Origin of the sequence: Marivirga tractuosa (assembly GCF_042140215.1) — a bacterium.
In the GTDB taxonomy this organism is placed as follows: Bacteria; Bacteroidota; Bacteroidia; order Cytophagales; family Cyclobacteriaceae; genus Marivirga; species Marivirga tractuosa_A.
Genome location: NZ_CP159478.1, coordinates 1,571,865 through 1,586,028, shown reverse-complemented (window position 1 = coordinate 1,586,028; position 14,164 = coordinate 1,571,865). Strand labels below are relative to the sequence as shown.

Annotated in this window: 16 protein-coding genes and 1 pseudogene; 4 read left to right on the top strand and 13 right to left on the bottom strand. The window is 32.6% G+C overall.

What is annotated here, in order from left to right; genetic code table 11:
* Positions 1 to 377 precede the first annotated feature (377 nt).
* Genes ABWH96_RS07305 through ABWH96_RS07295 form a run of 3 tightly spaced genes read right to left on the bottom strand, consistent with a single transcriptional unit; the run spans position 378 to position 2,456 of the window.
* Entirely contained in the window at positions 378 to 950 is a 573-nt protein-coding gene (locus ABWH96_RS07305; protein WP_375580816.1) for a hypothetical protein, read from the bottom strand.
* Positions 951 to 954: 4 nt separating this feature from the next.
* Positions 955 to 1,239, bottom strand: coding sequence for a hypothetical protein (locus tag ABWH96_RS07300; RefSeq protein WP_375580815.1), 285 nt, complete (start codon positions 1,237 to 1,239; stop codon positions 955 to 957).
* Entirely contained in the window at positions 1,218 to 2,456 is a 1,239-nt protein-coding gene (locus ABWH96_RS07295; RefSeq protein ID WP_375580814.1) for a hypothetical protein, read from the bottom strand. Before ABWH96_RS07295 ends, ABWH96_RS07300 begins: the two co-directional genes overlap by 22 nt.
* Before the next feature lie 472 nt (positions 2,457 to 2,928).
* Here ABWH96_RS07295 and ABWH96_RS07290 point away from each other — a divergent pair, with 472 nt between their 5' ends.
* Together ABWH96_RS07290 and ABWH96_RS07285 are read left to right on the top strand one after the other, a co-directional pair.
* Positions 2,929 to 3,687: a response regulator transcription factor gene (locus tag ABWH96_RS07290; RefSeq protein WP_375580813.1), complete on the top strand. Its 759-nt coding sequence runs from the start codon at positions 2,929 to 2,931 to the stop codon at positions 3,685 to 3,687.
* A 198-nt stretch (positions 3,688 to 3,885) separates the two neighbouring features.
* Entirely contained in the window at positions 3,886 to 4,197 is a 312-nt protein-coding gene (locus tag ABWH96_RS07285; RefSeq protein ID WP_375580812.1) for a helix-turn-helix domain-containing protein, read from the top strand.
* 113 nt (positions 4,198 to 4,310) lie between these two features.
* On the opposite strand, the gene rhuM is transcribed toward ABWH96_RS07285, so the two are convergent.
* Positions 4,311 to 5,300 carry a RhuM family protein gene (gene rhuM, locus ABWH96_RS07280; RefSeq protein ID WP_375580811.1) on the bottom strand — a complete coding sequence of 330 codons (990 nt, stop codon included), beginning with the start codon at positions 5,298 to 5,300 and terminating at the stop codon, positions 4,311 to 4,313.
* A 246-nt stretch (positions 5,301 to 5,546) separates the two neighbouring features.
* Here rhuM and ABWH96_RS07275 point away from each other — a divergent pair, with 246 nt between their 5' ends.
* Positions 5,547 to 6,086: a response regulator transcription factor gene (locus ABWH96_RS07275; protein WP_375580810.1), complete on the top strand. Its 540-nt coding sequence runs from the start codon at positions 5,547 to 5,549 to the stop codon at positions 6,084 to 6,086.
* Positions 6,087 to 6,435: 349 nt separating this feature from the next.
* On the opposite strand, the pseudogene ABWH96_RS07270 reads toward ABWH96_RS07275, so the two are convergent.
* The 5 genes and pseudogenes from ABWH96_RS07270 to ABWH96_RS07250 form a co-directional block, all read right to left on the bottom strand.
* Positions 6,436 to 7,218: pseudogene (locus tag ABWH96_RS07270) on the bottom strand (DNA-methyltransferase).
* Between the two features lie 53 nt (positions 7,219 to 7,271).
* A complete protein-coding gene (locus ABWH96_RS07265; protein ID WP_375580809.1) occupies positions 7,272 to 7,478 on the bottom strand; it encodes a hypothetical protein in 207 nt (68 codons plus the stop codon).
* Entirely contained in the window at positions 7,465 to 7,644 is a 180-nt protein-coding gene (locus ABWH96_RS07260; RefSeq protein WP_375580808.1) for a DpnD/PcfM family protein, read from the bottom strand. Before ABWH96_RS07260 ends, ABWH96_RS07265 begins: the two co-directional genes overlap by 14 nt.
* A complete protein-coding gene (locus ABWH96_RS07255; protein ID WP_375580807.1) occupies positions 7,631 to 8,410 on the bottom strand; it encodes a DpnI domain-containing protein in 780 nt (259 codons plus the stop codon). Before ABWH96_RS07255 ends, ABWH96_RS07260 begins: the two co-directional genes overlap by 14 nt.
* 8 nt (positions 8,411 to 8,418) lie before the next feature.
* Positions 8,419 to 9,363 (bottom strand): DNA adenine methylase, encoded by a 945-nt coding sequence (locus ABWH96_RS07250; RefSeq protein WP_375580806.1) that lies wholly within the window; start codon positions 9,361 to 9,363, stop codon positions 8,419 to 8,421.
* 783 nt (positions 9,364 to 10,146) lie between these two features.
* Between ABWH96_RS07250 and ABWH96_RS07245 the strand changes: the two genes are divergently transcribed.
* A complete protein-coding gene (locus ABWH96_RS07245) occupies positions 10,147 to 10,578 on the top strand; it encodes a hypothetical protein (protein ID WP_375580805.1) in 432 nt (143 codons plus the stop codon).
* A gap of 156 nt (positions 10,579 to 10,734) precedes the next feature.
* On the opposite strand, the gene ABWH96_RS07240 is transcribed toward ABWH96_RS07245, so the two are convergent.
* From ABWH96_RS07240 to ABWH96_RS07225, 4 genes are all read right to left on the bottom strand, one after another.
* Complete coding sequence (locus tag ABWH96_RS07240) at positions 10,735 to 11,124, bottom strand: iron chaperone (RefSeq protein ID WP_375580804.1); 390 nt, start codon at positions 11,122 to 11,124, stop codon at positions 10,735 to 10,737.
* Between the two features lie 39 nt (positions 11,125 to 11,163).
* Positions 11,164 to 11,715 (bottom strand): DUF4287 domain-containing protein, encoded by a 552-nt coding sequence (locus tag ABWH96_RS07235; RefSeq protein ID WP_375580803.1) that lies wholly within the window; start codon positions 11,713 to 11,715, stop codon positions 11,164 to 11,166.
* A 16-nt stretch (positions 11,716 to 11,731) separates the two neighbouring features.
* Entirely contained in the window at positions 11,732 to 12,154 is a 423-nt protein-coding gene (locus tag ABWH96_RS07230) for a DUF1801 domain-containing protein (protein ID WP_375580802.1), read from the bottom strand.
* A gap of 244 nt (positions 12,155 to 12,398) precedes the next feature.
* Positions 12,399 to 14,081: a hypothetical protein gene (locus tag ABWH96_RS07225; RefSeq protein ID WP_375580801.1), complete on the bottom strand. Its 1,683-nt coding sequence runs from the start codon at positions 14,079 to 14,081 to the stop codon at positions 12,399 to 12,401.
* Positions 14,082 to 14,164 lie beyond the last annotated feature (83 nt).

The following is a 14,164-nucleotide window of genomic DNA, read 5'->3' as shown; positions in this document are numbered from 1 at the left end:
GAACGTACTAGATATGTATTATTTTTGAATTTTTAAAAATACGAAGGTATAAAAAACTCTAATATCAGACAACAAAAGTATCTATTAGGACTTCAGACCTCTATAAAATTGGAGATTAGATATTAAAAATAGCCAATGATAGTGAGGTTCATTAGCTATTTTGATTTAAATGCGATTTTAACACTAAAAGTAAGATAAATTAGTTATTAGAATTTCCTTGCTCTTCCTTCTTCTTCACAAAATCCTCCATCAAACAATATAAAACCGTATTGAAAAATATGAAAACGATAAGACTCCAAAAGCCAAAAAATATGTTTAGCCATGTGGAAGCTTCATAACTAAATAGATAAGTCAAAAGAGAATCTTTCGTCACAGATTTAAGCATTGTTTAATTGTGCAATGTTTTTTGTCTCTTTTCTGAATAGAAGTAATGCAAGTCCTGTCGCAAAAACTACGCAACTGATTAACATTAAATCCCCATTATTCCAGATAAAATAGGAAAGGCCAATAAAGGGTGCGCCTATTATTACCATAAGCGAACTTATGGGGTGTGTTTTTATAAATTTCAAGGCGTGAGTTGCTAGACCTAAAAAGAGTAAAGATGGCCCAACAATAACAAAAGGATACAAAATTGATGGAGTATTACTTATTTGCTCTCTTAACAGGTTTCTTCCAATATCCTCAGTTCCAAAACTCCACATAATAAAGTCAATAGTGCAAAGTCCAATGTGCCCAATAACACCTAATGAAGTTATTACTGATGCAACGGAATTAATTCTATTTTTTGGAAATACATCATTAAATGAAAATAGTAATACTGCCCCAATCAAATTAAACCAATGAGCTAAATCGATATGCTTTTGAGCATTCAAGGATATTTGAGAAAAAAGCACATAACTCAAAACGAAAAAAAATAGGCCTATTGAACAAAGTGTTTTTGATTTTACCATACCGTTATTTATTTGAGCTAACTATTAATTTTTCGGCTTTTTTCTTTCTAATTACTATTATGACCATAATAAGCGAGAGCAAACAGAAAACAATAAAACTATCTCCAATGATAGAATATATAGTCTTCCTTCCTTTTGTGGGTAGTTGAGTTACCAGTACTTTACTATTATCCGTAAAGTGGTTCATTTCACTTATTACATTTCCTGTATAATCTGCCCCTATGGAATGGCCTAAGCTGGCTTGCCTTACCAAATTGAATCCTTGTTCTAAGGCTCTAAACTTAGCCATATTAGTATGTAATTGGTCAATTTCTTTATAATCATTACTTGGCGCCAACAGAATATCAGTTCCTTTGGCCCTTTTAAATAATTGGGGAAATCTAAATCGAAGCAAATCACTCCTGCTATCGTTCCATACTGAGTTTCTATTTTTTGGATTCCAGTAGCTGTATTATTGCTAATTGGAGCTTCGGCACCGGGTACTGAAATACCTTTCCAATAATCAATAACTTTGCTTCCATTTTTGTCAAATAAAACAAATTTATTTTCAAGGTATTTGCTATTTGTAGGGTCTACTACGGCTATACCCAAACCTAAATAAATATCTTGTTGAGAAGCAATTTGACTTGCTTGTCTGTATAATTCATTTTCGTCCTCTTTTAATATTATTCCATTTGTTTCTGCCCAAAAAACTATTTTAGCTCCAGCTTTTGCTTCTGCAATACTTCTATCAAATAAATATTGATTTAATTTCGATGTATTTCTTCTAGTTTCAATTTTAACATCATTTGCCCTTTCTTTGTCATTTAATCCTTGAAGATCAATTCCATTCTTAAGGCTATCTAATGCAGAAATAGATGCAATGCGAATAGTTTCGGAATTGGGTTTTTGAAATTGCACACGATAAGCACCATAAATTAAGGTTAAACCCAAAACGAGACCATAAATAAGCACTCCTTTCTTTACATTACTCCATTTATTTCTTTGTTCATAAACCCAATTGCTAACAGAGGCAAACCAGGTAATCAAAAACGTAATATACCCCATCCCCAAAACAGAAACAGATTGAAGGAGAACAGTTTGTGATTCTTGGGTATAGGCAAAGTGCCACCAAGTACCAAAAGGGTCAACATAATGATAGGCATATTCTATTAAAACTGCAGTTGTGGGAAAAATAAGGGTACTGATAAAAGCGCTTCGATGTTTCGAAAAGAATGAATCAATTAAATAGGGTAAAGAGGCTACCAGACTAAAAATTATAGTGATAATGATTACCGAAGAAATTGGTAAAAATGGTGCAACATCCATACCTATATAATACCCTATTCCTATAACCAAAAAGGCTATTAAAAAACCTTTCCATCTTGGTAATTTCCGCACTGCAAAAAGCAGTAGGGCTGTAAAAATCCAAATAGCAAAAAAGACAGCGTATTGTCCATTTGAAAATACAGAAAGAATTAATAAGGTAAGGGCAAACAGAATTTTTTTGATAATATTAGATTTCATATTAAGGTTTTGTTTTGTCTGTTTTAAAACTATTACCATAAAATCATTTAAATGCTACACTAGAGTGTAGTTCTATACTATTATTTAAAAAGGTTCTACTGTTATTTTAGTGAAGAAATAGATCACTGAAAGAAAAAAACAACCGATAAATAGTAACAGATTCATCCTTAACTTAATTAATGGCACTTTTAATGAACTTCTTTTTCTTTTGTCTACTATATAACAAGATTGACCGCAGGCGTCTAAAGACGCTTAAAATGTCTCGCAAAACCTGTCCCGCACTTTAGTCGGGAGCCGCAATGGCGCAAAGTTTTCGCAAAGGAAAATTTTTTTCATCTTCTTTGAAGTTCAGTCTATAAGACTGCGAATACTTGAAACTAAAGAAACAATTCCGTAGGCATCCCTATGATAAATAGTAGAATAACCATTAAATTCGTGGTAGAGCCTTTAAAAAAAGTATCACCAAAGATTAATGGATAATAAGGATTCCTTTTTTTCGAATAGAAATACCGTAAGAGATGTGACAGCTGCAGATGTACAAAATGCTGGCGATTATCTCGAAGTTGTGAAAGCTTTCTCAAGAGCTACGAACCAAAGTATTTATATTATAGACTACCAAAAAAAGGGATTTGAATATGTTAGCGATAATCCGCTTTTTTTAAGCGGTCATACTGCCGAAGAGGTTTGTGAAATGGGCTATGAGTTTTATTTCAAATATGTTCCATCAGATGATTTAGAACTGCTATTAAAAATAAATACCGTTGGTTTTGATTTTTATGAAACCCTTCCTTTAGAAGACAGGAAAGACTACTCTATATCTTATGATTTCCATTTGACTAATAATGAAGGGAAATTGATTCTGATAAATCAAAAGTTAACGCCCATATTTTTAACGGAAGAAGGTAAAATATGGAAAGCGATTTGTTTAGTCTCCTTGTCTACAGAACAGAACTATGGCAATATTATAATACAGCGGAATAGATATAATGAAACTTATAAATATGATTTAAGTAGTTGCTGCTGGAGGAGAATAGAAAAAATAGAGTTATCGGATAGAGAAAAAGAAATACTACGATTTTCAATTAGAGGATATAGCATAAATGAGATTTCAGAAAAACTATTTATTTCTTCCGATACCGTTAAGTTTCATAGACGAAAATTATTTGAAAAACTGGAGGTGAGTAACATAAGTGAAGCTATTTCCTATGCATCTCAAAATGAGCTTATTTGATGGTTCAATACGGTTTTTTAATGCAATTCTAACTCCTCCTAGCTTCTTTCTTAATGACATAATCCTCTATCAAACAATATAAAACCCTGTTAAAGAATATAAAAACGATAAGACTCCAAAAAGCCAAAATTAATTTTCTATTATAAGGTTTAATATAATAAACATTAATCAGTATATTTGCACTATATATTAAACATTATGAAAAAGAAGAGTGCTATATTGCTTCCCAAAACTCGTCAAATACTAGAGACAGTAGGAGAACAAATAAAGCTTGCCCGCTTAAGACGCAAATTAAGTGGCGAAATGGTTGCGGAACGTGCAGGAATTGGCAGAAATACACTTATTTCAATAGAGAAAGGACTACCATCTGTCAGCATTGGCAATTACTTGAATGTGCTAAAGGTACTTAGGCTTGAGAATGATTTTTTGGAATTAGCAAAAGATGATATACTTGGCAGGAAATTGCAGGATATAGGCTTAATTACAAAGAAGCGTGCACCAAAAAAGTAATACATGCATTGGATAGAAGTCCCTATTTTTTTTAACAAAAATGTTGTGCAAAATACTGGATACTAAGTAAAATTAGTTTTCACGCATAGTTACTTAGATGTTATAGCAACATATTATTTCTTATTTCTATTCAATATGCTGATCACCAAATTCTTTACAACTGCCATTTCATCCGCTTTACTTGCGGCCACAAACAAAGTTAAACTTGCCAATGCTTCATTGCTGATTATTGTTGACCCATCACTATTAGTCAACATTTTGTTTTCTTTTAAAAACAATAAAAAACAGGCTGCTGCAATTCTTTTGTTTCCATCAGTGAATGCATGGTTTTTAATTATCAAATACAATAGTGTTGCAGCCTTTTCTTCAACACTCGGATAAAAATCATTCTCTCCGAATCCTTTTGTTATTTGGGAAATTGCACTTTCAAATCCTTTATCCTTTTCAAACCCAAAGATACCTGACCTAAATTCTGATTTCATTTGGTTTATTAACTTTTGGTAGCTTTCTTTCTCCGGATATTTTACTTGTCCTTTGGATAAACCTTTTGAGTCTAATCTCTCATGGTCATAATCGTCTAATAAGGTTAATCCCATAGCAAACTGGGTTAACCATTCTAATCCCTTTTCATGAGCTTTATCTTCAATTGCCCTACCTAAAATTTGGATTCCAGATTTTAAAATCTGAATTTCTTGATTTGTTTGTTCAAGTCGCTGCTGATTAATGCTATACCCTTTTATCAAATAATCTTTCAAACGTTGGCTAGCCCATTGTCTGAATTGAGTTCCGCGGAGAGATTTAATACGATAACCAACTGATATTATAACATCTAAATTGTAAAATTTTGTTGTCTTTTTCTGCGTTTTTCCTTTAATAGCACCATGTTGAGTGGTATGTGCAAAATCTGCACATACCAAGCCTTCCTCTAATTCCCCTTCAGTAAAAACATTCCTTATGTGTCGACCGATAACTGTTCTATCCCGGTCAAACAAATTACTTAATTGCTCTTGATTTAACCAAACAGTATCTTGGTCAAATGTAACTTCTAACTGAGTTTGTCCATCTGGGCTTTGATATATTTCTATGCCGCTATTTTGGTGCATTATACTTTATGTGCATTAACAAATCTATTGTGAACTAATATGTTACTATTTCTCTTTCACTGACAATTTACCTTGAAAAAATTATGAGTAAACAGATTTTCTTGCCGATAAACTAATTGCTAAATATAAAAAGAAATTATCAATCCATTAAAGCCCTCCCCCTATCCTCTTTCCTATTCACATAATCCTCTATTAAACAAAATATAACCGTGTTAATGCGGTCATACTGCCGAAGAAGTTTGTGAAATGGACTATGAGTTTTATTTCAAATATGTGCCAGCAGATGATTTAGAATTGCTATTAAAAATAAATACGGTTGGTTTTGATTTTTATGAAACCCTTCCCTTGGAAGACAGGAAAGACTACTCTATTTCTTATGATTTCCATTTGACTAATAATGAAGCGAAATTGATTCTGATCAATCAAAAGTTAACGCCCATATTTTTAACAGAAGAAGGTAAAATATGGAAAGCGATTGGTTTAGTCTCCTTGTCAACAGAACAGAAATATGGCAATAATATAATACAGCGGAATAGATTTAATGAAACTTATAAATATGATTTAAGTAGCTGTTGCTGGAAGAGAATAGAAAAAATAGCCTTATCAGATAGTGAAAAGGAAATTATACGCTATTCAATTAGAGGCTATAGTATCAATGAGATTTCCGAAAAACTATTTATTTCTTCCGATACCGTTAAGTTTCATAGAAGAAAATTATTCGAAAAATTAGAGGTTAGCAACATAAGCGAAGCTATTTCTTATGCCTCTCAAAATGAGCTTATTTGATGGTTTAAAAGGTTTTATAAAGCAGATTTAATTTTGTTGGGTAGTGGTAAAAAAATATCAAAAATACTCGCCCAGAGGGCTGGGGAGTAAGTGGAGTTTGTGGGGGTTTTTCATGGGCTGTTTTGATGAATAACAGTTTAGATATGTATAGCACGGGATTTCAATGCACTTTACGTTCGGTTTAAAACCTGATTTTTTAATGTAACTAATTTCACATCAGTATTTCCCCCTTTATTACCTAAAGACAATGGTTGCTTTCATGTTTTTTTAACTCTGTATACTAGTATGAAAGCTCTTAGTGACTGTAGTAACGAAGATTTAATTTGTCCGAGTTGATTGTTCGACTTTTTCATAATTTCAATTCATTACCATATTCAACTAACGGCTCTTCTGCAAGAAACAAATCTAATTCTCCTTGATTATTAAAGCCTGCTAATTTTTGTCTATACTTTGCTGCAATAAGTCTGTTTTCAATCTCTATTTTACGATTCTTACTTATCTCTAAAAACTCTTCTTCCTGTTCAATTCCCAGATATCTTCTATTTGAAAGATTCGCTGCTATTCCCGTGGTTGAGCTACCTGCAAAGGGATCCAATATCCAAGCATTAGGTTTCGTAGAAGCCAAAATAAGTCTAGTTAAAACAGAAAGGGGTTTCTGAGTTGGATGTTTTCCGCATGACTTCTCCCATTTTGCAATTGCGGGTAGTTTCCAAACATCTTTCATTTGTTTGTTGCCATTTAATTACTTCATAAGATCATAATTGTAGAAATGTGGTACTTTCTCCTTTTTTCTAGCCCAAATTATTTGCTCAGTCGAATGAGTGAAGTAACGGCAAGAAAAATTTGGTGGGGGGTTCGTCTTTTCCCATGTTATGACGTTTAATATTTTAAAATCAAGTTCTGTCAGAATTTGACCAACTGAGAAAATATTATGCATGGTACCACTTATCCATATTGTAGCATCATCTTTCATTTTGCTGCGGACTAAAGAAAGCCATTGGCGATTAAAGTCGTTGATGAAATCATAACCATGAGACTTATCCCATTTGCCCTTATTAACGCTTACGATTTGTCCATTTTGAATAGATAGTCCATTGTTTGAAAGAAAATAAGGAGGATCAGCATAAACCATATCAAACTTATGATCAAACTCATTTAAGAGTTTCATTGTATCTCTTGAAAAAATTACTCCAATTGAATTCCTGAATAAAAGTTAGATACTAATTGAATAACGGTTTTTAATTGACTTTCTGAGAAATTATATTTTTTTAGATAGGCTTTATCAACACTGACTTGTGAGCTTCCCGCATCAAGTGCAATAATGTTTGCAATATTTAATGAAATGCCATTTTCTGTTAGTTTTTTACTCAAGATTTCTCTAGGGTCTTTCATCTTTATGTTCTTCAATTTCAGTTGTAATAAAATCTTCACTACCTAAAACAATTTCTTCTTTTTCATACTTTTCTCTAGCTTTTGAAATGGCTTCTTCAATAGAGTTAGCTTCAACTTCAATCACCTTAGATAAGAATTCCTTGATTTGTACTTCAAATGTATTCATATTTTATCTTTTTGTATTTACCACGACCAACAAATTCTATAATACCTTTATCTCTAAGAACCTGAAGCTGTTGTCTTATTTTATCTTTTATGAAATTGTTGTTTGGGTATTTCAGTTTTAATCGTTTCTCAAAACTATATACTTCGTCAAGTTCAAATTCATCAGTTCTTATTTCGTCAACGCACTTCATAACATCTATAATCCAACCTTTTGATTCTTTTGATTGTTGCCTAAGAAACAAAGTTTTCTTAAACGACTGACTAACGATATCTCTATCGATAATAGTCGAGTTCTTCACTAAAAACACTTTACCAGTTTCAGCAACTTTAGATATATCAATACAACATCCAACCCATCCTGCTCTTTTAGCGGTTGGAGCCAATGGAGGTCTTTTAATAATTATTTCTTCAGTAAAAAATTGCTTCGGAATAATTAAGAAATTTTCAACTGTCCATTTTTCAGAGTAAGTAAGAAAGAAAAAATTTGGGTTATTTACAGAATTAATCCTTTCAATCATTGTAGAATAAGCACCGTCTGTAATCTTATTGGTTAGCTTTCCACCTTTGCTTTTTAGTTCAAACTCTTCTGTACATGACTGGCAGTAGAAATCAGCAACGGGTTTATTGTTATCAAAATCAGTGAGTGGAATAGTTCCACAATTTGGACAATATGAATTACAAAGCACCCAATTCTCAGTTAATACTCGAGCTATTTGTGAATTGCTTTTATAACCTTCGGCTATTCTTAGATTAAAAGATAAATTCATGGTTTGTGCTAGGCTGCGTTAGGGAAAGTAGTGGAAAGCCCGCAGAGGAGCGAGGACTTGGAACGGATGACCCAACCCGATAAAGTAACCCCCAAATAAAAAATTGAAAGGCTAACATTTATACTTCTTTTAGCCTCAACTCTTTCAATGAAAAAATTAGCATTTAAATCATCAAAGAAATTATCATCAGGGTTTTTCCCTTTTACGTCAGAATTACTAAGCATCCAATTATGGTCGAGTTCTTCAAGTTTTTGGCAAAAGTTTCTAAGCCTTATTTGCTCTAAATCATTGAATTCATCTTTAGCATATGAGTTAAAGCTTGAAGTTTCACTTAATGGTTTATATGGAGGGTCAAAGTAGAAGAAACTATTGGAGCTAGTATGGTTTATAGTTTCTTCAAAATCTCCACAAAGGATTTCAACTTTTTGCAAAGCATTGTGAACTGAAAGCAGGTTCTCTGCATTACAGATAGTTGGTTGTTTATAACTCCCCATTGGAACGTTATATTCATTCTTTCTGTTAACGCGATAAAGCCCATTAAAACAAGTTCTATTGAGAAAAATAAACAAAGCTGCTTGACCGCTTTGTTCTATTTCTCTTTTGTTAAATAGTTTTCTCTTTTCATAATAGTATTCTTTCTTTTTGTCTTGGTCATTTACAAGAGAATGATACTCATTTTGAAGAGTTTCTAAAATTGAAATCAATTCATTCGGTTTGCTAGCTATTGTTCTGTATGTATTAATTAAATCAGAGTTTACATCATTGATAACGGCTCTTTCTATGTTTGGAAATTCATTAATCATCCAAAACAGAATGGCACCGCTACCTACAAAAGGCTCAATGTAGGTGAACTTTTCAGATTTTATTTGAATAGGCAAACTAGTTTGTATTTCTTGAATTAATTGAGTTTTACCACCTGCCCACTTTAGAAATGGTTTTGCTTTTGTTGTCATGCTTTGTTTATTAAATACTTCATTGGCCTTCTTTAAAGCTAAGTCAGCAAACTTATCATCTTTGACTGAATTAAATTTTCATCTCTTAACTAAAAGTTAATAAGTCTTTTTCACCAACTAAAAAATATCTAGACAGGGTAACCTTTTGTTCTCTTAATAGTCTTCTTTAACCATGCCACTTTACTAAAGAACACTGCCAATTTCTAATTAAACTACAACTTGTCGTAAAAGTAAGTTCTCCCCTTTTCATAGAATGGGTGTTTTTTCGTTAAATGAATTCATTTTACAAAAAGTGTTTTATGAATAGTTGTCAAATATACTGAATTGTTATTGAAAATTCCGACCTAGTGTTGGCAAAAAGCAATGTGTGCTATAGCACTCTTTTACTGTGCGTTCAGCTTTTTCAGTATGAAAAACAATATTTGAGCACTAATCTCTAAATTTAGACGTATTCACATATAAAGTATTAAAATCATAATGATTACCACAGTGAAAATTACTTTATCAATTTTAATTTACTTTGAACTAATAACCTAAATATAAAAGAATAAATTTTACCTCCATCCCATAAATTATACTTTTAGTCGAAAAGTTTGTACTGAATTCGAAACTAAGTGTTAAGTAATTTCTCAACTCTTCACATCTTGAATTTCTTTAGTGCTGTCAAATACTTTTTTGGCAAAAGGGTAAAGAGGTATTTCACATTGTTTTCCTGAGCATATAATGCTATCTTCAGTAAGATTTCATAAAGAAATGAAGCAAATTCTTAAACTTTCGTTCATAATGTTGATTGTATTTTCTACTCAGAGAATCCAAGCCCAACAAACTGAGAGTCAAGACCAAAACCCTAGACTAAAATATTCTTCTGGCATCAGTTTATATGGCATTGGCCCTAATGCCATAGGGTCCATTTCCTACGACCGTTTCCTCACCCCTCATTTAAATGCAGAAGCAGGTATTGGTTTTATAGGAGTTCATATTGGGATGAAAGTTCACCTTTGGGGCGGTTCCGACAAAAAATGGACACCTTACATGGGGGCGGCAGTTGCTCGTTCCTTATTTCCTGCAGTTGCGGTGGATTTTTTGCCTTATTTCCCAATAGGAATTCAATTTGTGGGAGACAATCAATTCAACTTTTCTTTTGAAGTGGCTCCATTTCAGCTTGAGTTTTTATCTTGGAATCTGGTAGGTATCAAATTTGGGTATAGGTGGTAAGAATTTGGTATTCAAATTTCATGTGTATATTATTGAATCAAAGTTGTCACATGGAATCTTTGAATAAAAATTCATCTTCGGTTGGTGTAAAATTCGAAGATTAATTTTTAATGTTGATTTCATATAAAAAAACGCTAACTGAGGATTCTTCAAAGTCTAAAGCTTTCCTTTCATAATTTCTTCTCTCCTAAACTTTACCATTCGAATAATCAAGTCTTTGGGTAATGGTTGATCCAGTGGAAATTGAACTGAACCTTTTCCTTGTTTATATTCCTTTAATTCTTCAGAGAATGCTTCCATGGTAGTTGGAAAAGGATAAAATCCTACAAATTTAGCATATCCAGCCATCATAATCTGCTGGTCTCTTTTCCCTCCACTAACTAAAGAAAAAGCTGGGATTTTATAATTCAAAACCTCAACAGCACCGGGTACTGCCTCTTTGATTATGCTTCTTAAAGCTTGCAAAACATCTTGAACTTCTTTTGGCTGATGGGCGATATAATCATCCATTGTATTGAAGTTTGGCATTGCTCCTTTTTTGCCCATTTTATATGTTATTTATGAGATTACTACTCAATTTTCTCTTTAACCTGCACTTTCATAAGCCCTTTTTAGCCAATCCTTAACTTCATGGTCAATATCATTAAGGTCTGTAAGTTTGATTTTGTGCGAACACATTGCATTGGGTTTTTCAGCTTCCAATCTTCCTTTTGCTTCCTGTCCTTTTAGGTTAATACCAATTTCAAATCTTGTTTTGGTCGCAGGGTTCAAAAGCGCAAACTGTTTCTTGCGTCTTAAACTCACATAAGCATTTTTTGGGGCTATTTCTATATCATCACCAAAGCCTTTAATTTCCGAAATGAGCTTATCATAAATTGGCTTTAAATGCTCTTTCCCTTGATATTGTTTTGTAATCAAGTCCTCTTGGTTTTCTGCAGAGCCAGCATCAGAGCCTTTAGCTTTATGTGCAATCAGATTAGCGAATCCATGTGAATGCCCGTGTTCTTCTTTAAGGAATTTCATAATTTCGCCATGCTTTGCAAAATTTTGCGCTTTTACGATCTCAATCCACTGCTCTAGCGTTTTCCTTGTGTTTTTATGCAGATTGTCAATCATGGTTTGTGCAGCCTTGTCCATAATGTTCTTGCTTTGATTATCCGTGTTTTGCTTTTAGAAATTTAATGGTTGACTTCATTAATTTCTTGAGTGGTTCTTGATTTATATCAGAAAGCTTTTTAACGTAAATACAAGCTGCTCCCATTTTGAATTTCCCCAGGTCTTTAAGTAGTTCTTCCTGACCTGAACAACCGCTATAAACATAAAGCGAAATGGCAGTTTTTCGAGGCGAAAAACCAATCAGTGGCCAATCACCTTCTTGGCTACTTCTTTCAGACTTATAATGGTACTGCCCGAATCCTATGATAGAGTCTCCCCACATTTTGGGTTCTTGTCCAGAAACTTTCTGCATCAGCTTTACAAGTTCATAACTATCTTGTTTCTTTTGCTCAGTATTCGCATATGAATCAATGAAATCATAAACATCTTTATCGTTCTTTTTGGTTTTTATTTCCGCCATGTCAGTTATGTTTCAAATCAATAAGGTGCTTTAATTTGTTTAACAATATACTAATATAACCTTAAATAGTGACTTCAACATGAAGATTATGGAATTTACATTTTATTAATCAGTAAGATTAATACACCTACTTGATTTTACATAGATAATTAAGTAGTATAAATATTTAGCGTAATGGGAATCTATTATTATGGTTTTAAGGTTCTTTAAGCCATCAATAAACTAATTTCTATATATTCTTCCATTATAAATTATAGTATTGATCAAAGAAATCTTTCATCTGCTCCGCAGTGGCTCTATTTTTAAGCCTTATAGCTACGGCCGTCTTCCTTTCATTACAAATTAAACTAACTTTATGATAAGCAGTATGCTTTCCACTATTCGTATCTGAATTAAGATAAGGTCCTATTTTAAATTCAGCCATCTCATCCTTTAAAATTGATTTTATTTTAAATGGAATACCTAACCATTTGTGGCATACTTTAATTTTCTCAGGTTCCAAATCTACTTTAAGCGTATAAAAGCCTTCAAAAATAGCAATACTGAAGAATATGGCTCCTATGAAACCAAATCCAATATTGAATAGGAAAGGTAGAAACTGGTCTTGTAAATTAAAATAGACCAATGCTAGCAATCCTCCGCCTAAGAAAGATCCAAAGACCAAAAATGTCTTTAAAATTCGGAAATTCGGAAATCTGAGTGTATAACCAGATTCCTTTTCAGTAAATTCTGTGACATCATTTATTAAATCAATAGCAAATCGTTTTGCCTCCGGATGCTCTTCAGAAGCTACCGATATTGAAGATTTCTTAGATGTTTCATACATAGGGACTTCAAATTGTCTTTCAAAATGACCATTATCGTAAGATATAGTGCTTACTACATGCCAATGAATCCCTTTTCGGGTTAAATCTGATGGCTTAAGCTCTGACGGAATATCAAACCTAAATTGCCCACTCTTCGAATCCTTATTTAAATAAACAAAGCCAGAAGTTTGCCACAGCAATGTTTCTCTTCTATTTTTATTACTCCCTGAAGAGATAGTTACTTTAATACAGTTTAATTTTAATTCAACTATACTATTTTTGGGAAGCACCTTATTAAAAAAAATCACTCCCCCAAAATGCCCTCCGATTGATCCAGGAAAAGGGTCTAATTCTAGATATGCAGTTCCATTTTTTGTGAGATCTATAATTTTTGAAAAAGTACTTAATAATAGACCCAATCCTACAATTGGGAAAATAATTATTAATAATAATTCTGTAGAATCAATACCATACTTATTTACCATAATTCCGAACATGGTAAATGCAAATAGATTCCAAAAAACAGTTACTATTATCATTCCACGATTACTTGCAATAGTATTACAAGAAATATGTTTGTTTTTCCAATTAGTTTTAAATAGCCATGGCTCCGCAATACTAGCATAATCTATTTTTTTATGCTTAAATACCCCTACAATCATAAGGATCCCAACCAGTACAAATAAACTTGGCAAGCCTATAAGTAAAGCCCAAAATGCAGCCCCAATATCTTGAAGTTTTTGTATTTTTTCTGGTTCCGAAGGATCAATATAAAAAGCTTTCGCTTCCTCCTCTTTCCATTCTTGCAGTATGGCTTCCTTATTAGATTTGGTCATATAATGATAAGTGGTATCCCTAACATCCGTTTCTTCCCTTTTATGGGAGTATTGCACATCATTAAATTCGTATTCATAAATTGCGGAGAGCGCATAAATATATTTATCTGAATCGTTGAGCCTCCATTCTAGATTAGTTTCAATTAGTTCTGCTTCAACTTGAACGAAAGACTGTTGTTCTATAGCTTTGAAAACTTGAGGGATACTTGCTTTGAATAGAAAAAAAGCACCAAAACCAATAAATAGTAATGGAAAAATGCTGGCTAAAACTTTCTTTGCTGTCATATTCAAAGAAATAGATAATATATTTCACTTACAAATGCTAAGCTATTTAAAACGCTTTTGAAATATAGTGTTAAACAAAAAAA